This is a genomic window from Streptomyces sp. NPDC057249, from assembly GCF_042669245.1.
GTDB lineage: Bacteria > Actinomycetota > Actinomycetes > Streptomycetales > Streptomycetaceae > Streptomyces.
This window is the reverse complement of record NZ_JBHUXS010000007.1, coordinates 78438-98351: the sequence shown is the minus strand read 5'-3', so window position 1 is coordinate 98351 and position 19914 is coordinate 78438. Positions and strand designations below refer to the sequence as shown.

General features: G+C 73.2%; 15 protein-coding genes. All 15 read right to left on the bottom strand.

Going from position 1 to position 19914, the window contains the following annotated elements; genetic code table 11:
* Window positions 1-4: 4 nt before the first annotated feature.
* Entirely contained in the window at window positions 5-466 is a 462-nt protein-coding gene (locus tag ACFUJY_RS15030; RefSeq protein ID WP_383299394.1) for a MarR family winged helix-turn-helix transcriptional regulator, read from the bottom strand.
* 158 nt (window positions 467-624) lie between these two features.
* Complete coding sequence (locus tag ACFUJY_RS15025) at window positions 625-2007, bottom strand: FHA domain-containing protein (RefSeq protein WP_383298764.1); 1383 nt, start codon at window positions 2005-2007, stop codon at window positions 625-627.
* A gap of 106 nt (window positions 2008-2113) precedes the next feature.
* Window positions 2114-3442 carry a VWA domain-containing protein gene (locus tag ACFUJY_RS15020; protein ID WP_383298763.1) on the bottom strand — a complete coding sequence of 443 codons (1329 nt, stop codon included), beginning with the start codon at window positions 3440-3442 and terminating at the stop codon, window positions 2114-2116.
* Between the two features lie 143 nt (window positions 3443-3585).
* Window positions 3586-4812 carry a protein phosphatase 2C domain-containing protein gene (locus ACFUJY_RS15015; protein WP_383298762.1) on the bottom strand — a complete coding sequence of 409 codons (1227 nt, stop codon included), beginning with the start codon at window positions 4810-4812 and terminating at the stop codon, window positions 3586-3588.
* Between the two features lie 2 nt (window positions 4813-4814).
* Entirely contained in the window at window positions 4815-7562 is a 2748-nt protein-coding gene (locus ACFUJY_RS15010; protein WP_383298760.1) for a tetratricopeptide repeat protein, read from the bottom strand.
* Window positions 7559-8899, bottom strand: a complete 1341-nt coding sequence (locus ACFUJY_RS15005; protein WP_383298758.1) for a hypothetical protein — start codon at window positions 8897-8899, stop codon at window positions 7559-7561. Before ACFUJY_RS15005 ends, ACFUJY_RS15010 begins: the two co-directional genes overlap by 4 nt.
* Before the next feature lie 75 nt (window positions 8900-8974).
* Window positions 8975-10018 (bottom strand): glutamate ABC transporter substrate-binding protein, encoded by a 1044-nt coding sequence (locus tag ACFUJY_RS15000; RefSeq protein WP_383298757.1) that lies wholly within the window; start codon window positions 10016-10018, stop codon window positions 8975-8977.
* An 11-nt stretch (window positions 10019-10029) separates the two neighbouring features.
* The gene (locus tag ACFUJY_RS14995; RefSeq protein ID WP_383299391.1) at window positions 10030-11355 is read right to left on the bottom strand and encodes a hypothetical protein; all 1326 of its coding nucleotides are present in this window, start codon (window positions 11353-11355) and stop codon (window positions 10030-10032) included.
* A gap of 421 nt (window positions 11356-11776) precedes the next feature.
* The gene (locus ACFUJY_RS14990; RefSeq protein WP_383298755.1) at window positions 11777-12751 is read right to left on the bottom strand and encodes an N-acetylglucosamine kinase; all 975 of its coding nucleotides are present in this window, start codon (window positions 12749-12751) and stop codon (window positions 11777-11779) included.
* A complete protein-coding gene (locus ACFUJY_RS14985; protein WP_383298753.1) occupies window positions 12742-14007 on the bottom strand; it encodes a 6-phospho-beta-glucosidase in 1266 nt (421 codons plus the stop codon). The genes ACFUJY_RS14990 and ACFUJY_RS14985 overlap by 10 nt, the downstream gene beginning before the upstream one ends.
* 3 nt (window positions 14008-14010) lie before the next feature.
* Window positions 14011-14913 carry a carbohydrate ABC transporter permease gene (locus ACFUJY_RS14980; RefSeq protein ID WP_383298751.1) on the bottom strand — a complete coding sequence of 301 codons (903 nt, stop codon included), beginning with the start codon at window positions 14911-14913 and terminating at the stop codon, window positions 14011-14013.
* 1 nt (window position 14914) lies between these two features.
* A complete protein-coding gene (locus tag ACFUJY_RS14975; RefSeq protein ID WP_383298750.1) occupies window positions 14915-15856 on the bottom strand; it encodes a carbohydrate ABC transporter permease in 942 nt (313 codons plus the stop codon).
* A 10-nt stretch (window positions 15857-15866) separates the two neighbouring features.
* Window positions 15867-17204, bottom strand: coding sequence for an ABC transporter substrate-binding protein (locus ACFUJY_RS14970; RefSeq protein WP_383298748.1), 1338 nt, complete (start codon window positions 17202-17204; stop codon window positions 15867-15869).
* A 67-nt stretch (window positions 17205-17271) separates the two neighbouring features.
* Window positions 17272-18489 (bottom strand): ROK family protein, encoded by a 1218-nt coding sequence (locus ACFUJY_RS14965; protein ID WP_383298746.1) that lies wholly within the window; start codon window positions 18487-18489, stop codon window positions 17272-17274.
* Between the two features lie 176 nt (window positions 18490-18665).
* Window positions 18666-19721: a mechanosensitive ion channel family protein gene (locus ACFUJY_RS14960; protein ID WP_383298745.1), complete on the bottom strand. Its 1056-nt coding sequence runs from the start codon at window positions 19719-19721 to the stop codon at window positions 18666-18668.
* Between the last annotated feature and the right edge of the window lie 193 nt (window positions 19722-19914).

Below are 19914 nucleotides of genomic sequence, written 5' to 3'. Positions count from 1 at the left end.
GGCCTCAGCAGCCGGAGGTGGCCGCCGGGGCGTCCTCGTAGGACTCGCGGAAGACCATGGGCACCTTGTTCTCCAGGACGAGGCGGCCCAGCAGCGCGGTCAGCAGCTCGCGGTCGGCCTCGTCGAGCCCTTCCGCCAGGGCCTCGACCCGCCGGCAGGTCTCCGCGTAGAACACCTCGGCGAGCCGGCTCCCGGCCTCGGTCAGCGCGACCCGCACCGCGCGCCCGTCCTCCGGATCGGACTCCCGGCGCACCAGACCGCGCTGCACGCTCCGGTCGACGAGGCCGGTGAGGCTGGACTTCGCCAGCCCCAGTACGGTGCCCAGCTCGCGCATGCCGTACGGCTTCAGCATCAGCACGCAGAGCAACTGGCCCTGCTGGGCGGTGATTCCGTGCTCCCGGCCGGATTCGGCGTACACGGCGTTCACCAGGAATGCGGAGCGCACCAATGCGGTGGCGGTCCCCATCTGCCCGTCCTCGGCCTTTCGCATGGGTCCAGAATATGGCAGGCGGAGGCGGGACGGGCCCGTCCGGGCCGGACATTCGTGGTGCGAACTACCGCACGGAAGAGCGGCCGGTGAAGGGGGTGGGCCCTCACCGGCCGCTCTTCCGTGTGCGCGGTGTCTCAGTCCCGGCGGACCGTGATCGTCGTCCAGGCGCCGACGTGCACCCGGTCGCCGTCCTGGAGCGGGACGGGGACGTAGGGCTGGATCGGCTCCTCGGCGCCGTTGACCGTCGTGCCGTTGGTGGAGTTCTGGTCGACCACGGCCCAGCTGCCGTCCGGCTGCTGCACCAGCACGGCGTGCTGGTGGGAGACGCCCGGGTCCTCCGGCGGCACCGACAGGTCGATGTCCGGGGACTCGCCCGTGCTGTGCCGGCGACGGCCGATCGTGATCTGCCCGCCGGTGAGCGCGAGCTGCTGCTCCGGGGAGTACGCGGGCAGGTTCAGCCCGGTCGCCTCGGGGCCGCTGCGCTGCATCATCGCCAGGAAGTACTCACGGTCGGGCGCGATGAACGCGGTCCAGTTGTTGGACAGCGGGGGCCGGCCGGGCCCGGGGCCGTGCTGCTGACCGTGGTCACCGTGCGGACCGGGACCCTGCGGACCGGGGCCGGGGCCCTGGGGTCCGGGACCGTGCTGTCCGGGGCCGCCGTGCTGCGGGCCGGGTCCCTGCGGGCCGGGTCCCTGCTGGCCCGGGAACGGCGGCTGCGGACCCGGGCCCTGCGGGGGCGCGGGCCGCGAGGGCGGGGACAGCAGCCAGTCCTCGCCGTCCGTGTGCGGCGGGGCCGGCGGGGGCGCCGTCTGCTGCTGGAAGGCGGGCGGCGCGCCCTGCTGCTGGAACGGCGGCGGCGAGCCCTGCGGACCGCCCTGCGGCCCCTGCTGGTACGGAGGCGGGGGGCCCTGCCGGCCCTGCGGACCGGGTCCGGGGCCCTGAGGGCCGGGGCCTTGGGGGCCGGGTCCCTGGGGTCCGGGGCCGCCCTGGCCGAACGGCGGCGGGCCGCCCTGCGGGCCCTGCCCGAACGGCGGCTGTCCCGGGCCGCCCGGGTGGCCGGACTGGCCCGGGCCCGTGGACAGGGGCTCGGCGGACCGGTTCACCTGCGAGGGGCGGGAGCCCTGGTAGTCGAAGGGGTCGCGCGACTGCGGCGGGCCCGGCTGCTGCTGCGCCGGGAAGCCCGGCGGCCGGCTGCCGGCGGGGCCGGGGTCGCCCGGCAGGTTGTGCCGGGGCGCCAGCGGGGTGTACGAGGTCGCCGTGTTCGTGAGGAAGTTCCAGCGGCACTCCTCGCAGTACGGCGCCATCGCCTCACGCGGCGTGCGGCACTGCGGGCACAGCTCGGCCTGGGCGGTCGCGTCCGGGTCGTGCGGCCGGGGGTAGCCGTAACCGTGTGCGGGCGGCGGGGGAGGCGGCGGGGGGACCGCACCCGCAGGCGCGCCCGCCCCGGTCATGCGGTGGCCGCAGACCTCGCACCAGTCCTCGGAACCCGACTGGTGTCCGTTCGGGCAGGTCGGCATGTCGGCGCTTCCCCCTCTCCTTCTCCGGCCCGCAGGCCGTCATGTGGCGTGCTCCGCCGCCCGGCGGACCTGAACCGGCGGGCGGCTGATCGTTGCGGATATGTGGTTATTTCTTGACGCGAACCGTCTTCGTGGAGCGCGTTTCGAGAGTCATCTCGTCCGCTTCCGCGACCTTCGCCTTCAGTCGCACAGTACCCGTCGCCGCGTCGACGACGTCTACCACCTTCGAAAGCAGTTTCGCAGTGTCCTCGTTCCCGGACGCCGACGCCAGCTGCACCGCCCGGCCGAGTTTGGCCGTCGCGCCGTCGAAGTCTCCCGACTTGCGGGCATCCAGCCCCTGCTGGATGACTTGTGCCAGTTCGGCCTGTCCCGTGTAGTGCGCGACCTGCGGATTGATCGAGGTCGACGCCACCATGTCGTCCGTCCACACCGCCCGCACCAGCCCCTGCGAGAGGGTCTGCGGCGCCCCGCCCGACGGGTCCGGAAGGATCAGCGAGACCCGGGCGGCGAGCATCTCCTGCCCGATGCCGGCCTCCGGCACCCGGACGCAGACGTGGTAGTCGCGGGACTCGTCGCCCCAGGAACCGGTGGGGTAGTCCCCGGCGCGGGGGCCCGCCTGGGTGCGGCGGCCGGTCAGGTCGGCGACCGTCGGCGCCACCTGCTTCACGAACCGGATCTCCACGCCGACCGGGGTCCACAGCCGCAGCGCCACGTCCGCGACCTCCTTGCCCATGGCGTTCTCCATCATCCGCGTGAAGTCCGCCGCGAGCCCGGCCGGGTCGGCGACGATGTCGGCGGTGCCGAGGAGGGCGGAGGAGATGGCTGTGACTTCTTTCACCTCCCAGTCGGTGCCGACCCCGCGGGCGTCACAGGTGAACCGGCCCGCGCAGGCGTCGAGCGCCGCGCGCAGGTCCTCGGGCGACTCGTGCTCGTTGCGCCCGTCGGTGAGCAGGATGCCGTGCCGGATGTCCACGTCGGCCGCGCCGAGCAGCCGGTCCGCCAGCCGCAGCCAGGTCCCGATCGCCGTACCGCCGCCCGCGCTCAGCCGGCGCAGCGCCTCCTTGGCCTCGGCCCGGGTCCGCGCGTCGGCGACCGCCAGCCGGCCGTTGCCCGGGTAGACCTCCTTGGCCACGTGCGTCCCGGCAACCACGGCGAACGAGGTGCCGTCGCGCAGGGTGTCCACGGCCGCCGCCGTCGCGTCGCGGGCGTTGCGCATCTTGGTCGGCGGGTAGTCCATCGAACCCGAGCAGTCCACCATGATCACCACCGCGGCCCCGGCGGTCCGCCCCGGCAGCGGTACGCCCCCGGTGGTGCCGCCCCCGGTCGAGGTGACCGTGATGATGCCGTTGACCTCGCGGCCGCCCTCGGGCAGGAACTCGTTCTGGTACACCTCGACGGAGAACTGCGGCACGTTCGACTTGGAGAAGTTGGCCATCTGATCGGCTCCTTGAGGCTCCACGTCTCGGATGAAGCCAGAGGTACGGACAAAGGCGTAGGAGGGCGGAAAACCGCCCGGGCATCAGGCGGAGCCTGCCCCCAGGGGGTGCCTGACGAATCCCCGCGGCGTCACGGGCATGGTCAGGCACCCCCTTGCGGTGACACGGCGAACGGGAGCAGGGCCACCGTCACGTTGTCGTGGCCGCCGCCGTCCAGGGCGTGGCCGACCAAGACCTGGGCACCGTGCAGCGGGCGGGCGTACGCGTCCGCGGGCACCGCGGCGGCCATCTCGGCGGCGGACTCCGCGTAGTTCCACAGGCCGTCCGTGCAGACCACCACGATGCCCGGCCGGTCCGGCTTGAACGAGGCGGTGTGGGGCTCCAGTTCGTACGCGTCGGCGCCCAGCCAGCCGGTGATGGCGTGGGCCCGCTCGTCCGCGTACGCCTCCGCCTCGTTCATCAGGCCCGTGGCCACCATCTGCGCGGCCCACGAGTCGTCCTCGGTGAGCCGGGCGGGCGCGGTGGAGCGGTCCTCGGGCACCCAGTACACGCGGCTGTCGCCGACCCAGCCGACGACGAGCAGGCCGCTCGCCATGACCGCGCCGACCAGGGTGCAGGCCGGGGCGTTCTGATGGCGGTGCGGGTCGCGCTCCGGGCCACCGGGCTCCCGGGCCAGCCGGTTGACCGACTCCGAGGCCGCCACGATCGCCTCGTGCATCGCCTGCTGCGGATGCGTGCCGCGCGGCAGAGACTCCAGCAGGCACTCGTTGGCCGCGCTTGCCGCCGCCGCCGACGCCTCGTCGGGCCGGCTCGCCGACGACACCCCGTCGCAGACGATCGCCACGACGGCCGCCGAGCCGTCCGGCAGGGCCGTCGTGGACACCGCGAACGAGTCCTCGTTGCGGTGGTGGCGCAGCCCCCGGTCGCTCACCGCGGCGACCGAACCGAGCTCCTGCTCCATGTGGTCGCGCTCGCGCGGCTGCGCGTGGCCGCAGTTCTCGCAGTAGCCGTCGCCGTCGACCCGCCCGGCCCGGCAGGCCACACACACCCGGCCGCCGGCCGCCGGGACCGGGGCGGGGGCCGGCGGAGGCTCCGGGACCGTACGGGGATCGGGCGCCGCGCCGGGGGCGGCCAGCTCGAAGTCGCCGGAGGCGCCGGGGGCGTCGGGACGGACCCCGGGCGCGGGGCCCGTGGCCGCCGCGCCCGCCGCTCCCGGGGTGGCGATGGCGACCGTAGGGCGGTCGCGGGGCGGCTCGGGCACGGCCGACAGGTCGTACCCGCAGGCGCCGCAGAACAGGTCGCCCCGCTCCAGCGGCTCCTCGCAGCCGGGGCACCTCGGCACGACCGTCTCCTGGTGGTTCTGCGACATGTTCACACCCACGTTCGGGGGCGGAAGCGGTTGGCCCGCTCCACCAGTTCGATCCTCTCGGCCCCGGGCTCCGCGAGCCGGGCGAGCATCCGGTACGCACGCTCCAGTCCGAACCGCAGTCCGCGCTCGTCCAGCTCGCTGCCGAGCAGCGTCCCCGGTCCGGCGGTCCCGGCCGGCTGCGGGCCCGAAGGGCTACCGGAGAGTACCCAGTCCAGGGCCGTACCCAGCACCTCGGTCGCGAGCCGTTCCCGCCGGACCGCGTCGAGCCCCAGTCCCGACAGCGCCGACACCTGGGCCGAGGCGGCCGTCAGGTCCGCCATCAGCGGCTCCTGCGGGGCCCGTTCACGCAGCCGGGCCCGGACGGCGGCGATCCGGGCGGCCGTGTAGTGGATCGACGCCTCCGGCACCGACTCCAGCGTCCGGACCGCCGCGCTCCGGTCGCCGGCCGCGATCTGCACCCGGGCCAGACCGAAGGCCGCGCTCACGAAGCTCGGGTCGGTCAGCCACACCAGCCGGTAGTACTCGGCGGCGTTGTCCAGCTGCCCGAGGACCTCCGCGCAGATGCCGAGGGCCAGCTTCGGCGCGGGCTCCCCGGGGAACGCGTCGTACACCGCGTCGAACGACAGCGCGGCGTTCTCCCGGTCGCCGGTCACCAGCGAGGTGAGGCCCCGGTACCAGACGACGCGCCAGTCGTCGGCGTGCTGCCCCTCCAGCTCGGCCAGGGTCTGCGCGGCGGCGGCGACGTCGCCCATCTCCAGGTGGGCGCGCAGCTCGCGCAGCCGGGTCTCCAGGGAGGCGGCCGGCACCGCCTGCAACGCGGCGATCAGCTCGGCGGGCGCCGACGCCATCACCCCGGCCAGGAACCCCGCGTTCGGGTCGCTCGCGTCGACCCGGGGCACGGGCAGCGCGAGTGAGGTCCCCCGCACGTCGAGCCCGGCCAGCCGGGGCACCCCCGCGCCCGCCGGCACCGGGGCGGCGGCGGGCGAGGGGACCGGGCTGCGCGGAGCGGGGACGCTCGCGGTGGGCGCGTGGGGCAGGGGCCCGGCGCCGGTGCCCGCGCCACCCGGCGTACGGACGTGGGTCGCGGCCGAGGGCACCGGTGCGGCGCCCGTGGGCGAGGCGGGGGGCGGCCCGGCGGGCAGCGCGCCCGGTATGCCCCCGGGCGGGGTCGCGGCGGCGGGCACCGGGGCGCCCGCACCGCTCCGGCGGCGGCCTGAGCGGCCCCCGGACCCGGCGGCGGCCCGTGCGCCCAGGCGCGACACCTCGCCCGCCCCGTCCGCGAACAGCTCCGTGTCGGTGACCCGCAGCTCCGCGCCGAACAGCGTGGACAGCGCCGGGCGCGGGCGCCCCGTCTGGAGCGAGACCACTTCGCGCAGCACCCCCGTCAGCTGCTCGGCCATCTCCGCCGCCGAGGCGAACCGGCGGGCCGGGTCGGGGTCGGTGGCGCGCACCAGGAGCCGGTAGAACGACTCGTAGCTCCGGAACACCTCGATGTTGTCCGGGTCCGGCAGCGAGTCCACGAAGACGTTCGTGTACCCCTGGAAGTCGAAGGTGAGCACGGCGAGCGTGCGGGCCACCGTGTACAGGTCGGAGGCGACCGACGGACCCAGCTCGGCGACCTCGGGCGCCTGGTAGCCGACGGTGCCGTAGATCGCCGACTCCTCGTCGTCCATCCGGCGGACCGCGCCCATGTCGATCAGCTTCAGCTGGTCCTCGGTCTGGATGGCGTTGTCGACCTTGAAGTCGCAGTACAGCAGGTTGCGGCTGTGCAGATGGCCCAGCGCCTCCAGGGCCTCGATGCCGAACGCGCACGCCTGCTCGACCGGCAGCGGATCGCGCTTCCCGGCCGGCGTGCGGCGCTCGTTGGCGATCTCCTTGAGCGACTTGCCGCCGACGTACTCCATGACGATGTAGCCGTCGAGCGAACCGGTCCGCTGGTCCAGGTGCTCCACGAAGTTGTAGATGCGGACGATGTTGGAGTGCTCGATCTCCGCGAGGAACCGCCGCTCCGAGATCGCCGCCGCCATGGCGTCCTGGTCACCCGTGTCGAGCAGGCCCTTGAGCACCACCCAGCGGTCCGACACCGCCTTGTCCACCGCGAGGTAGACCCAGCCGAGCCCGCCGTGCGCCAGGCAGCCCGCGACCTCGTACTGCCCGTGGACGACGTCGCCCGCCTCCAGCTTCGGCACGAAGGAGTACGGGTGGCCGCACTTGGTGCAGAAACCCTCGGTGCGGCCCGGCCGGTCGCCCCGGGCCCGGCCCACCGGCGCCCCGCAGTCGGAGCGCGAGCAGAACCGCTTGCGCTCGGGCACCTCCGGGTTCTCCATCACGGCGGTACGCGGATCGGGCCGCGGCACGTCCGGCACCTGCACCAGGCCCGCGCCCAGCCGGTTGCGGCCCGAGGCGCTGGTCGACTTGGCGGACGAGCGCACCGACACCGAGTGGGTGCCGGTCCGGCCGGACAGCGACAGGGACCGCGAGAGCCGCCCCGACACCGAACGCCGCGAGGTCGAGGAACGCGACGAGGACCGCGAGGACGCCCGCGACGAGGACTGCGAACCGCTCCGCGCCGAAGCGCTGTTGGACCCCCGGCTGCCCCGCCCGCCGCCCGCGACCCCGGTGGGCGGCGAACTCACCAGTCCGTTCGGGGAGACCACCGGCGCCAGACCGCAGGTGTCGCAGTACAGCTCACCGCCGCCCATGTCCTCGTAACTGCCCTCGCACGCGGGGCGCTGGCACTGCGTACTCATGTCCGTTCCCCCTCTTCGCCCCGCCGCCACGACGGTCCGTCACCTCTGGCCAGCTGCTCCAACGCCGCGTCCTGGTAGCGCTGCACCGCCTGCGCCGCCACCCGCAGGTCGCACGGCGCGCTCCACAGCATCCGCCGCGCCGCGTCGTACCGCTCGACCAGGAGCGGGTCCTCCGCCAGGCCGTTGCGGGCCACCTTCGCCTTGTACGCGTCGAGCCGGCCGCGCAGCTCCGCCCGGACCGCCAGCGGCGCGGTCACCGCCGTCAACTGCTCGCGGGCCCGCAGCAACTCCTCCTCCGCCTCGCGCTCCAGCGCCTCCAGCAGCGGGGACAGCCGGTGCCAGCGGGCATGCCTGCGGTACTCCGACGCGGCGGCCAGACGCTCCTGGAGCGCCGTCGGCGGTCCGTTGACCACGGGCACCTCCGACGCGGCGATCTTGGCCAGCACCTCGCCGCGCGCCGTCCGGGCCTCGGCCAGCGTGCGGTCGGCGCGGGACAGCACGTCGCGCAGGTGCACCAGCCGCTGCTCGGCGTCCTGCCGCACGGCGAGCACCGCCTCGACCTCGCGCCGCACCTCCTCCAGCGCCCGCGCCGCGCGGTCGTAGCGCGTCGTGTCGGGACGCCCCCCGCCGGGCGCCGCGCTGCCCGGACCCGGCAGCCAGAACGCCAGCGGGTCCGAGATCACCTGCGCCCGCAGCGTGGCCAGCTCCGCGGTGATCGCCTCCAGCTCGTCGCCCGCCGGGTGCTCACCGGGGCGGACGCCCACCGAGTGCGCCAGCGAGTGCGTGCGGCGCAGCTCGGCGGCGAGGAGGTCTATGCGGGCGGGCATCGCCGACCACACGGTGTCCGAGGCCACGACCATGTCCAGGGCGCTCGCGTACAGGCCGTTCATCCGGGAGACCAGCTCCTCCAGCGTGAACCGCTCGGAGAGGCGGGCCGGGCCGCTGACGGACGGGTCGTGCCCGGCGGCGGCGTGTGCCACGGTGACGCCCTGGCCGCGCAGCAGCTCGGTCAGGACCGTCAGGTCCTCGCGGTTGGGGTGGCGGCGCCGGGCCCGCACCTCACGGGCCCGGTCCAGCACCCCCGTGTACGCGTCGAAGTAGCTCCACAGCAGCGTGACCGACCGCTCGGTGACGGTCCACCGCTCCCTGGTGACACCGGACAGCTCGGCGCCCTCCAGGAGCCTGCGGCCCGCGTGGTCCTGGAGGGCGAGGAGCGAGGTCTCGATCGCCTCGTGCTCCGCGCCGAGCCGGGACAGCGCACGGTCGGCCTCGTCCCGGTCCATGACCGGACCGGGGGGCCGGGCCGCGTAGCTGGGGAAGGGGCCAGCGACGCCCATCGATCACCTCTCCGCTCTCCCCGCCGGGCCTGGGCCCGACGGGATCAGTGCCGCCGCCCGCAGGGCGGGGACGCGCTAGTCCCGGTACTTCGGCTCCGGCGGCCCCTGGACCCCCGGCAGGCCCTCCTGGAGCCAGGCGCGGTACGACTTCATCCAGAGACTGTCCGCGCCGCCGGCCCGGTAGTCGACCAGGACCTTGTTGACCCGGGACACCAGGTCGTCCGCGCCCTTCTTCGTGGCCACGCCGTAGTACTCGGTGGTGAACGGATCGCCCTTGAGCTCGACCGCCGGGTCCTGGGCGGCCTGCCCGGCGGCCAGCGCGTTGTCCGTGACGACCGCGTCGACCTCGCCCAGCTGGAGCCGTACCAGGCAGTCCAGCTGGTTGGGGACGGTCAGCCGGTCCTCGTCGGCCGGCGTGCCGTCGTGCTCGTCCTTGAAGACCGAGCCGAACGACTCCTTCTCCAGCGCCTCGTACGCCGTGGAGCCCTCGGCGGTGCAGATGCGCTTGCCGGCCAGCGTGGAGTTGAAGCCGGTGATCGAGTGGTCCTCCTTCGCGGCGAGGACCTGCTGACCCGCCTGGAAGTAGGCCGTGGAGAACGAGACCTGCTTCAGCCGGGCGCAGTTGATCGTCATCGTCCGCACGACCACGTCGACCTTGTCGTTCTCCAGCGCCGCGATGCGCTGGTTGGTCGGGATGGCCCGGAAGATCACCTTGCCGCCGTCGCCGAGGATGTCCTTCGCGATGGCCCGGACCAGGTCGATGTCGAAGCCTTCCAGGTCACCGGTGGCCGGATTGCGGAAGCCCCACTGGAAGCTGTTCTGGTCGACGCCCGCGATGAGCTTGCCGCGCTCCTTGATCTTGCGGACCGCGTCCCCGTCCACCGCGCCCGGCCGCAGACTGGCCTCCGGGTCGGTGCAGGCGTCGGCCTTCGTCTGGAGGGCGTGCGTCGCGCCGGGGCCCGTCACCTGGGGGCCGAAGACGTCGTCGCCCGGGTGGGACAGGGGCAGCAGGGTCAGCGCCGCGGTCAGCGCGCAGGCGGCGGCCATCGTGGTCACCCCGCCCCAGCCGCGCAGCCGGCGCAGAGGTCCGCGGCCCGTCCTCGGGTCCTTCGCTGTCATCGCTCCCCCTGTCACCGGAACTCCGAGAGCCTGCGGTTGACCCCGACGATCGCCGCGACCGCGCCCAGCACGGCGAGGACCGCCGCACCGGCCGGCAGGCCGCCCAGGGCGCCGCGGCCGTCCCGCGCGGCCCGGGTGAAGTCGTCCTGCTCGTGCGCCAGGGCGACGCGCAGCGCGTCGTCCACCTTCTTGAAGGACTCGCCCGTGGAGTTCTCCCGGCCGATGATCTGTTCCAGGGCCGACTCGTAGTCCCCGGCGTCGTCGGTCTTCCGGGCCGTACGGTGGCGGCCCTGCCACTCCTCGACCGCCCCGGCCGCGGCGGCCACCGGCTTGCCGCCCTCGCCGTCCCCGGTGTCCTCGGCCAGCTTCGCCGCCGTGGCCAGCTCCTCGCCCAGCGCCTTCATGCCCGCCGCGTAGTCGGTCTCGTACTTGTCGTTCTTGCCGTCCGCGGTCAGCACCGCGCCCCGGGCGACCACCGTCAGGTTCTCGTCGGCGCGCGCCTTGAGCGAGTCGATGCGCGCCCGGTTGAGCACGTCCATCGGCCGCTGCCCGTGCGAATCGGCCTCGGCCAGGCCGGACCTGGCCACCGTGTGCCCGACCGCGAGCCACAGCAGCAGCACCGTCGTCGCGGCCGTCGCGGCCAGCAGGCCGTGGTTGAACACCCGGTTCGTCCTGCGGTAGTTACGGCGCTGCGCCCAGGCCAGCACGGCCAGCGCGACGACACCGGCGCCGAGCGACAGCAGCGGCCACCCGCGCGCGGAGCCCTGGTCCTCGCCGAGCCGGCCGGTCTCCGCCGCGTACAGCCGCTCGGCGGCCGGCAGCAGCTCGCCGGACATCGTCTGGTTCGCGTACCGCAGGTAGGCGCCGCCCAGCGGGAGCCCTTGCCGGTTGTTGGCGCGGGCGCGCTCGATCAGGCCCGTGTAGCGGGGGAGTCCTTCGTTGAGCGTGGTGATCTCGCGGCCGGACGCGGTGGCCGCGTCCGTGTTCGCCGCGGCCTTCACCAGCAGCCGCGACGCCTCCTCGATGTCCTTCACATACTGCTCGTGCACCGCGCGCGGCTCCTGCGGCCCGGCCAGGAAGCCGCTCGCCGCCGCCGCGTCCGCGTCCGCCAGCGAGCGGTAGATGCCCGCCGCGTCCGCGCTGAGCGGCTGGCTGCGCTCCACCACGTCGTCGGCGGAGGCGGCCCGGTCGCTGATCTGCAGCGCCGTCACCGCCCCGAACGCCAGGACCAGGAGCGCCAGGACGGCCCCGATGACGCGCAGACGGCCCGGTTCGGTGGTCGCGGCCGCACGCAGCCGCTCCGTGACGGCGGCCCGGGTGCTCGGCTGCTGCGGCACGGGCACCGGCACGGGCGCGGGCCCGGGCACGGCCTCCGGAGCAGGCTGCTGCCCCAGGGCGCGCTGCAGTGCCTCACGCGCACTCGGCGGGTGTGTCACTCGACCTCCCCCTCGGTCACTGACGACGGCCCGCCCCCCGGCCGATCGGGGGACTGGTGCCCGGCCAGAAGTATGGCCTCAGGGACCGGCACCCCACATCCAGAACGCCTGGATCGGGCACCGGACCACACCGCGACCGGCCGTGACCGGTCGCGGCCCACCGCATTCGATCAAGACCGGCGCCGTTGATCAAGGCGAACGGCACGATCCCCCACGGACCGTCCTCCCCATCAACAACACGTCCGGGGCGCCCGATCGGTTCCCGAATGCGCGAGGGGCCCCGTAACCCGCAGGCTACGGGGCGCCTTTGACGGGCGGCCAGTCAGGCGAACCGCGCCCGCAGCCTCGCGTGCACCTCCGGCGCCGCGCCCGTGCGGTCCAGGCCCAGGAGCCCCGCGCCGAGCACCGGCGACTCCCGCACCACGCGTACCACCGCCTTCGGGGCCCGGACCGCGAGGAGTTCGCGGACGCGGTCGTCCAGCCGCGGATGGCGCGCCGCCAGGACACTGCCGCCGAGGAGCACCGGCGCCTCCTCGTCCAGCAGCCCGAGACGGGTCAGCGCGACCGAGGCCAGCGCCACGACCTCCTCGGCCAGCCGGTCCACCAGGGCCCGCGCCACCGGGTCGCCCGCCTCGCCCGTCGCGAACAGCACCGGAGCCAGCTCGTGCCGGCGCTCCGGCGCGATGCGGCCCAGGTGCAGCGCCTCGATCAGCGCGTACATCGAACCGAGGCCGAAGTGCGCGGGGAGCGTCCGGGCCAGCTCGGTCGGCTCGCCCCGGCCGTCCTCGGCGCGCGCGGCGAACCACAGCGCCTCCTCGGACAGCCCCGAACCGCCGCCCCAGTCCCCGGAGATCCGGCCGATCGCCGGGAAGCGCGCGGTGCGCCCGTCCGGGACCATGCCGACGCAGTTGATGCCCGCGCCGCACACCACGGCCACGCCGCGCGGCTCGTCGACCCCGGCCCGCAGGATCGCGAAGGTGTCGTTGCGCACCTCGACGGTCCGGCCCCAGCCGCGCGCGGCCAGTGCCGCCGTCAGCTGCTCCTCCTCCACCGGCAGGTCCGCGTTGGCGAGGCAGGCGGACACATGGGCGACCTGCCCGGCGTCCGCCCCGGCCTCGGTGAACACCCGCTCCACCGCCGCGCCGAGCACGTCGACGGCCGTCTCCACGCCGACCACCGGCGGCTGGAACCCGCCGCCCCGGGCCGTGGACAGCACCGTGCCGTCCGCACCGATGAGCGCCACATCGGTCTTGCTGTTCCCCGCGTCGATCGCGAGGACGGAACCGTTCACGCCCACGCGAGGTGCTCCCGGTTGTGCGCGACGAGCTTGTCGGTCAGCGCCTCGGCGTACGCGAACTGGCCGATCAGGGGGTGGGCCAGCAGCGCCTTGAACACCCGGTCCCGGCCGCCGTGCAGCGCGGCCTCCAGCGCCAGGTCCTCGTACGCCGTGACGTTGGCGATGAGCCCCGCGTACAGCGGGTCCAGGGCGGGCACGGCGAGCGGCGTCGCGCCCGAGCCGTCGACCTTCGCCTGGACCTCGATCACCGCGTCGTCCGGCAGGAACGGCAGGGTGCCGTTGTTGTACGTGTTGACCACCTGGTGCGCCGAGCCGCCGCCGCCCAGGAGCGCCGCCGCCAGGTCCACGGCCGCCTCCGAGTAGAAGGCGCCGCCGCGCTTGGCGAGCAGCGCGGGCTTCTCGTCCAGCGTCGGGTCGCCGTACATGGCCAGGAGCTCCTTCTCCATGGCGGCGACCTCGGCGGCCCGGGAGGGCTTGCTGCCGAGCTCGCGGACGACCTCGTCGTGCGCGTAGAAGTACCGCAGGTAGTACGAGGGGACGACGCCGAGCCGGTCAACGACCGCGCGCGGCATGTGCAGGTCGTCCGCGATGGCGTCGCCGTGCTCGGCGATCAGCCGGGGCAGCACGTCCTCGCCCCGCGGGCCGCCGAGGCGCACCCCCAGCTCCCAGGTGAGGTGGTTCAGCCCGACGTGGTCGAGGTGCACCTCGCCGGGGGCCACGTCGAGCAGCCGGGCGAACTTGCGCTGGAAGCCGATGGCCACGTTGCACAGGCCGACGGCCTTGTGCCCGGCCTGGAGGAGGGCGCGGGTGACGATCCCCACCGGGTTGGTGAAGTCGATGATCCAGGCGTCCGGGTTGGCACGCCGGACGCGTTCGGCGATGTCCAGGACGACCGGGACCGTGCGCAGCGCCTTGGCGAGGCCGCCGGCCCCGGTGGTCTCCTGGCCGACGCAGCCGCACTCCAGGGGCCAGGTCTCGTCCTGGTTGCGGGCGGCCTGGCCGCCGACGCGCAGCTGGAGCAGGACGGCGTCGGCCCCGGCGACGCCCGCGTCGACGTCCGAGGTGGTGACGATGCGGCCCGGGTGGCCCTGCTTGGCGAAGATCCGCCGGGCGAGGCCGCCCACGAGGTCGAGCCGGTCGGCGGCCGGGTCGACGAGGACCAGCTCCTCGACCGGCAGCGTGTCACGCAGCCGGGCGAATCCGTCGATCAGTTCGGGGGTGTAGGTGGACCCGCCACCCACTACAGCGAGCTTCATGGTTCAGCCCTTTACTCCGGTCAGTGTGACGCCCTCGACAAAGGCCTTCTGTGCGAAGAAGAAGACGACGATCACAGGGGCCATGACCAGAACGGTCGCGGCCATGGTCAGGTTCCAGTCGGTGTGGTGTGCGCCCTTGAAGGACTCCAGTCCGTAACTCAGCGTCCAGGCGCCCGGGTTCTCGGAGGCGTAGATCTGCGGGCCGAAGTAGTCGTTCCAGGCGTAGAAGAACTGGAAGAGGGCGACGGCGGCGATCCCCGGCTTGGCCATCGGCACCACCACGCGCAGCAGGGCGCGCAGTTCGCCGCAGCCGTCGACCTTCGCCGCGTCGAGGTACTCGTCGGGGATGGTCAGCAGGAACTGGCGCAGCAGGAAGATGGAGAACGCGTCGCCGAAGGCCATCGGGATGATCAGCGGCCAGAGCGTGCCGGACAGGTCCAGCTGCTTGGCCCAGAACAGGTACATCGGGATGACCACGACCTGCGGCGGCAGCATCATCATCGAGATGACGAGCATCAGCGACAGGTGCCGGCCGCGGAAGCGGAACTTGGCGAGCGCGTACGCCACGGGCAGCGAGGACACCACCGTGAGGACGGTGCCCAGACCCGCGTAGAGCAGGGTGTTCCGCCACCAGGTCAGGAAGCCCGGGGTGTCGAACACCCGCTTGTAGTTGGCCCACTCGAAGGGGTGCGGCCACAGGTCCCGGGTGAGGGCCTGCTGGTCGCTCATCAGCGAGGTGAGCACGAGGAAGACGAACGGCAGCACGAAGAAGAGGGCCGCCGCCACGCCGAGCGCGTGCACGGCGATCCAGTTCAGCAGCGCCTTGCGGCGCGCGACGCGCTGGGCGAGGGAGACGGGCTCGCCCGCCGGGCCGGCCGTCACCGGGGTGTCGAGGACCTGCGCCATGTCACTCACCTGCCTGGATCAGTCCGCTGCGGCGCCGCATCAGCAGTGCGGTGAACGCCATGGCGAGGGCGAAGAGTACGAGCGCGACGACACAGGCGGAGCCGTAGTCGAAGCGCTGGAAACCGAGGTTGTAGACCAGCTGCGGAAGCGTCAGTGTCGACTTGTCGGGATAGCCGGGTTCGAACTGCTGGCCCGAGCCGCCCATCACCCCGGACGCGACCTTCCCGGCCACCAGCGGCTGGGTGTAGTACTGCATCGTCTGGATGATGCCGGTGACCACGGCGAACATGATGATCGGCGAGATGTTCGGCAGCGTGACGTACCGGAACCGGTGGTACGCGGTCGCTCCGTCCAGCTCCGCGGCCTCGTACTGCTCCTTCGGTACGTCGAGCAGCGCGGCCATGAAGATCACCATCAGGTCGCCCACCCCCCACACCGCGAGCGCGGTCAGCGCCGGCTTGGACCAGGTGGCGTCGGTGAACCAGCCGGGCGTGCCCATCCCCAGGTCGCCGAGGATCGAGTTGACCGGCCCGGTCCCGGGGTTGAGCAGGAAGACGAAGCCCAGCGTGGCCGCGACAGGGGGCGCCAGGTACGGCAGGTAGAACAGCGTCCGGAAGACGCCCGTACCCGTCTTGATCTTGGTGATCAGCAGCCCGACACCGAGTCCGAAGACCACCCGGCAGGCCACCATCACGACGACCAGCCACAGCGTGTTGCGCAGCGCCGGCCAGAACAGCGGGTAGTCCTCGAAGACGTACGACCAGTTCTTGAAGCCGCTGAACTCGGGGGCGGCGAACCCGTCGTAGCTGGTGAACGAGAAGTAGACCGTGGAGATCAGCGGGTAGGCGAAGAAGACGCAGAACCCGATCAGCCAGGGCGACATGAAGGCCGCCGTTCGAAGCGCCGACCTGCGGCGCTTCGAACGGAGTGTGTACGTGCTCATCGTGGTGGCTCTACTTCGCCTGGGCGATCGCCGCGTCGATTTCCTTCGCGGTCTGCTCCAGACCCGCCTTGATGTCCTTCTGCTTGCCCTTCTCGACGTCGAAGCCGAGGTTCTGCAGGGACACCAGGTACGCGCCGCCGTTCACCGAGGGCGGGGTGGTGGTGGACTTCGGGTTCGCGGCGATGTCCAGGAAGGTCTTGAAGCGCGGGTCGTACTTCAGCTTCGGCGACTTCAGCGCGGCCAGCGTGGAGGGCACGTTGTGGATGGCGTTGGCGAAGTTCACCACCGCGTCGGTGTCGGTCGTCATGAACTTGACCAGCTCCCAGGCGGCGTTCTGCTTGCTGCTGGTCGACGCGATGCCCGCGATGGTGCCGGTCAGATAGCCCTTGCCGTACGTGTCGGCCTCGTCGTCCGCGACCGGCATCGGGGCCACCCCGATCTCGAACCCGGGCTTGGTGTCCTCGGCCATGCCGAGCCGCCACTCGCCGTCCAGCTGCATCGCCACCTGGCCGGTGTGGAACGGGTGCTTGGCGCCCCACTCGTCACCGAAGCCGGTACGGAACTTCTCCAGCTTCGCGTAGCCGCCGAGCGAGTCGACCAGCTTCTTCTGGTTGGTGAGCATCGCGGCGAACGCCGGGTCCTTCGCGATGTTCGACTTGCCGTCCGCGTCGAAGTAGGTGGGGTTCCAGCCGCCGAGGTAGTGCTCGGTCGTCGACTCGTAGCCGTGGTAGTTCGGCATGAAGCCCAGCTGCTCGTACGAGTCGCCCTTGGTCTTCGTCAGCTTCTTCGCGTCGGCCGCGAACTCGGACCAGGTCTTCGGCGGGTCCGTGATCCCGGCCTTCTCGAAGGCGTCCTTGTTGTAGTAGAGCCCGTACGCGTCACCCAGCAGCGGGACCGTGCAGCGCACCCCGTCGAACTGGGTGTACTCGTTCATCGCCTTCGGGAAGGTCGTCCCGGGGTCGATGCCGTCCTTCTTCAGGAACGGGTTGAGGTCCACGAACGCCTTCGAGGAGCAGAACTTGCCCACGTTGTTCGTGGTGAACGACGAGACCACGTCCGGCGCCTTGGAGCCGCCGGCCCGCAGCGCCTGGTTGATCTTGTCGTCGGTCATGTTGCCGACGACCTTGACGTGGATGTTGGGGTGGGCCTTCTCGAAGGCGGCGATCGTGGCCTCGATGCCCTTCACCTCGCCCGGCGCGCTCCAGCCGTGCCAGAACGTGATGGTCGTCTCCTTGGACGCGTCGTCGTCGGCCCCGGAGCCGCTCTGCCCGGTACAGGCGGAGGCGAACAGGGCTATCGCGGCGGTCGCGGCGAGTGCGACGGCCGGCTTCCGGCGGTTTCCGGACATGGTGGTGTCTCCCGGTGAAGCGGTGGGCTGGGACGGGGCGTTTACGGGAAAGGGGTGGCGTGAGAGGTCAGCGCGAGGTGTCGAACACTTCGTCGCGGGTGGTGGCGAGCGCGCTCTCCAGCGCGCCGCGCAGGACGGGACGGTGGGTGACGTCCCCGGCGAGCAGCCGGGGCCTGGACGCGGCGAGTTCGGCCAGCTCGGCCGCGACCCGGGCGCGCAGCTGCTCCCCGCCGCGCGAGAACAGCTGGCCGGAGAGCACGACGATCTCCGGGTCGAGGACGGCGACCAGGGAGGCGAGGCCGGTCGCGAGGCCGGTGGCGAACCGGTCGAGCAGCGCGGCGTACGGCCCGCCCTCGCCCCGCTCCACGGCCTCCGCGGCCCGGCCCACCAGCTCGGCGGCGATCTCGTGATGGGTGCCGGAGCCCGGCGCGTCCTCGATGCCCAGCTCCCGGGCCAGACGCGCGAGCACCTGGGCACCCGCCAGCTCCTGGAAGCCGCCCGCGTTGGCCTTGGTGACCTGGCGGACCAGCGGCGCCCCCGGCACCGGCAGGAAGCCGACCTCGCCGGCGCCCCCGGTGTAGCCGCGGTGCAGCCGGCCGTTGATGACGAGTGCGGCGCCCAGCCCCTCCTCGTTCCACAGGAGCACGAAGTCGTCGTGGCCCCGCGCCGCGCCGCGCCGCTGCTCGGCCACCGCGACGAGGTTGACGTCGTTCTCGTACTCCACGGGCATCGGCAGCACCGCCGCCAGCTCGTCGAGCAGCGTGGCGGAGTGCCAGCCCGGCAGGTGCGAGGCGTAGCGCAGCCGGCCCGTGTTCGGGTCGAAGGCGCCCGGCGTGCCGATGACCACCCGGTGCACATCGGCCCGGGTCAGCCCGGCCGCCGCGACCGCGCCGTCCAGCGCCTCGGTCACCTCCCGCACCACGCCGTGGGCGTGCCGGCCGGGGGTCCGCAGCTCGAACTCCCCGACCGTCTCGCCGGTCACATCGGCGACGGCGGCGACGATCCGGTGGGCGTTCACGTCGAGCCCCGCGACATGCGCGGCGGAGGCGTCGACCGCGTACAGCTGCGCGTTGGGCCCGGGACGTCCGGCCGCGGTCCCGGTGGCGACGACGAGTCCGGCGGCTTCGAGGCGGGCCAGCAGCTGGGAGGCGGTGGGCTTGGAGAGCCCGGTGAGCTTCCCGATCCGGGTCCGCGACAGGGGGCCGTGCTCCAGGAGCAGATCGAGGGCGGCGCGGTCGTTCATGGCACGCAGCACCCTGGGGGTGCCCGGTGTGTTCCCGGCCATGAGCGTGGCACCTGCCTCTCTGTTAGGAAAGTTTCCTGTTCGGTGAGAAGGAAGGTAGGGCCCGGGCCTCCGGGGCGTCAATGACCTGACCGCCGGTGGCAACCAAAGCGTTACCTGGGGCGGAACCGGGCCGGGAACGAACGGCCGGGGACCGCTCGGGTCCCCGGCCGGGCCGGCTACTTCGTGGTGCTCGGCGGCGGTATCGGGGTCGCCGCCAGCGACTGCGGGGAGGTCGCCGAGGCGTACGCCGAGGGGGCGGCCATCCCCGCCGTGGGATCGGCCTCCGGCGCGTCCTCCGGGGCCCCCGCCACCATGCTGACACCGGCGGCGTCCAGCGCCGCCTTGATCCGCCAGCGCAGCTCGCGCTCCACCCCGACCGCCTGGCCCGGCATGGTCTTCGCGCTCACCCGGACCGTCATCGAGTCGATCAGCACCGTGTCCAGGCCCAGGACCTCGACCGGGCCCCACAGGCGCTCGGACCAGGGCTCCTCCTTGGCCATCTCCTGGGCGGCCTCGGTGATCACCGTGCGGATCTTCTCCAGGTCCTCCGTGGGGCGGACCTGGACGTCGACGTTGGCCGTGGACCAGCCCTGGCTGAGGTTGCCGATCCGCTTGACCTCACCGTTGCGGACGTACCAGATCGCGCCGTTCTCGCCGCGCAGCTTGGTGACGCGCAGGCCCACCTCGATCACCTCGCCGGAGGCGACGCCCGCGTCGATCTGGTCGCCGACCCCGTACTGGTCCTCCAGGATCATGAAGACCCCGGACAGGAAGTCGGTCACCAGGTTCCGGGCGCCGAAGCCGAGTGCCACACCGGCGACCCCGGCGGAGGCGAGGAGCGGGGCCAGGTTGATCTGGAACGCGCCCAGGATCATCAGCGCCGCGGTGCCCAGGATCAGGAACGAGGCCACCGAACGGAGCACCGAGCCGATCGCCTCCGACCGCTGGCGGCGGCGCTCCGCGTTGACCAGGAGACCGCCGAGCGCGGTGCCCTCCACGGCCTGCGCGCTGCGGTTCATCCGCTCGATGAGCTTGGTCAGGGCGCGGCGGACCGCGATGCGCAGAACGACCGCGACCGCCGCGATGAGGACGATCCGCAGGCCGGTGTTCAGCCAGGTGGACCAGTTCTCCTCGACCCAGCCCGCGGCGTCTCCGGCCTGCCTCGCGGCTTCGTCCAGCGAGCCGCCGGGCTCCGGTGACGGGGCTGCGGCCAACAGGGCGGACAGGGACACGGCGAAACCTCCAGGGAGCGAGCGCTGAGCGGGAGAGCGCTGAACAACCACACTAACGGGGGACCCCTGCGGGAAAAATTCCTTCCGGCCCGTTACCCGCACGTGGTGGCGCTCCGACCAGGCGTGAGGGGAGACTGAGAGCGGAGATCGTCCCGGCGCGAGCCACGCGCCGCCGGCGTACAAGGAGGCATCC

Excerpts from the sequence above, each read along its gene's own strand:
- ACFUJY_RS15030 (WP_383299394.1), bottom strand. The coding sequence starts at position 466 with ATGGGGACCGCCACCGCATTGGTGCGCTCCGCATTCCTGGTGAACGCC.
- ACFUJY_RS15025 (WP_383298764.1), bottom strand. The coding sequence starts at position 2,007 with ATGCCGACCTGCCCGAACGGACACCAGTCGGGTTCCGAGGACTGGTGC.
- ACFUJY_RS15020 (WP_383298763.1), bottom strand. The coding sequence starts at position 3,442 with ATGGCCAACTTCTCCAAGTCGAACGTGCCGCAGTTCTCCGTCGAGGTG.
- ACFUJY_RS15015 (WP_383298762.1), bottom strand. The coding sequence starts at position 4,812 with ATGTCGCAGAACCACCAGGAGACGGTCGTGCCGAGGTGCCCCGGCTGC.
- ACFUJY_RS15010 (WP_383298760.1), bottom strand. The coding sequence starts at position 7,562 with ATGAGTACGCAGTGCCAGCGCCCCGCGTGCGAGGGCAGTTACGAGGAC.
- ACFUJY_RS15005 (WP_383298758.1), bottom strand. The coding sequence starts at position 8,899 with ATGGGCGTCGCTGGCCCCTTCCCCAGCTACGCGGCCCGGCCCCCCGGT.
- ACFUJY_RS15000 (WP_383298757.1), bottom strand. The coding sequence starts at position 10,018 with ATGACAGCGAAGGACCCGAGGACGGGCCGCGGACCTCTGCGCCGGCTG.
- ACFUJY_RS14985 (WP_383298753.1), bottom strand. The coding sequence starts at position 14,007 with ATGAAGCTCGCTGTAGTGGGTGGCGGGTCCACCTACACCCCCGAACTG.
- ACFUJY_RS14980 (WP_383298751.1), bottom strand. The coding sequence starts at position 14,913 with ATGGCGCAGGTCCTCGACACCCCGGTGACGGCCGGCCCGGCGGGCGAG.
- ACFUJY_RS14975 (WP_383298750.1), bottom strand. The coding sequence starts at position 15,856 with ATGAGCACGTACACACTCCGTTCGAAGCGCCGCAGGTCGGCGCTTCGA.
- ACFUJY_RS14970 (WP_383298748.1), bottom strand. The coding sequence starts at position 17,204 with ATGTCCGGAAACCGCCGGAAGCCGGCCGTCGCACTCGCCGCGACCGCC.
- ACFUJY_RS14965 (WP_383298746.1), bottom strand. The coding sequence starts at position 18,489 with ATGGCCGGGAACACACCGGGCACCCCCAGGGTGCTGCGTGCCATGAAC.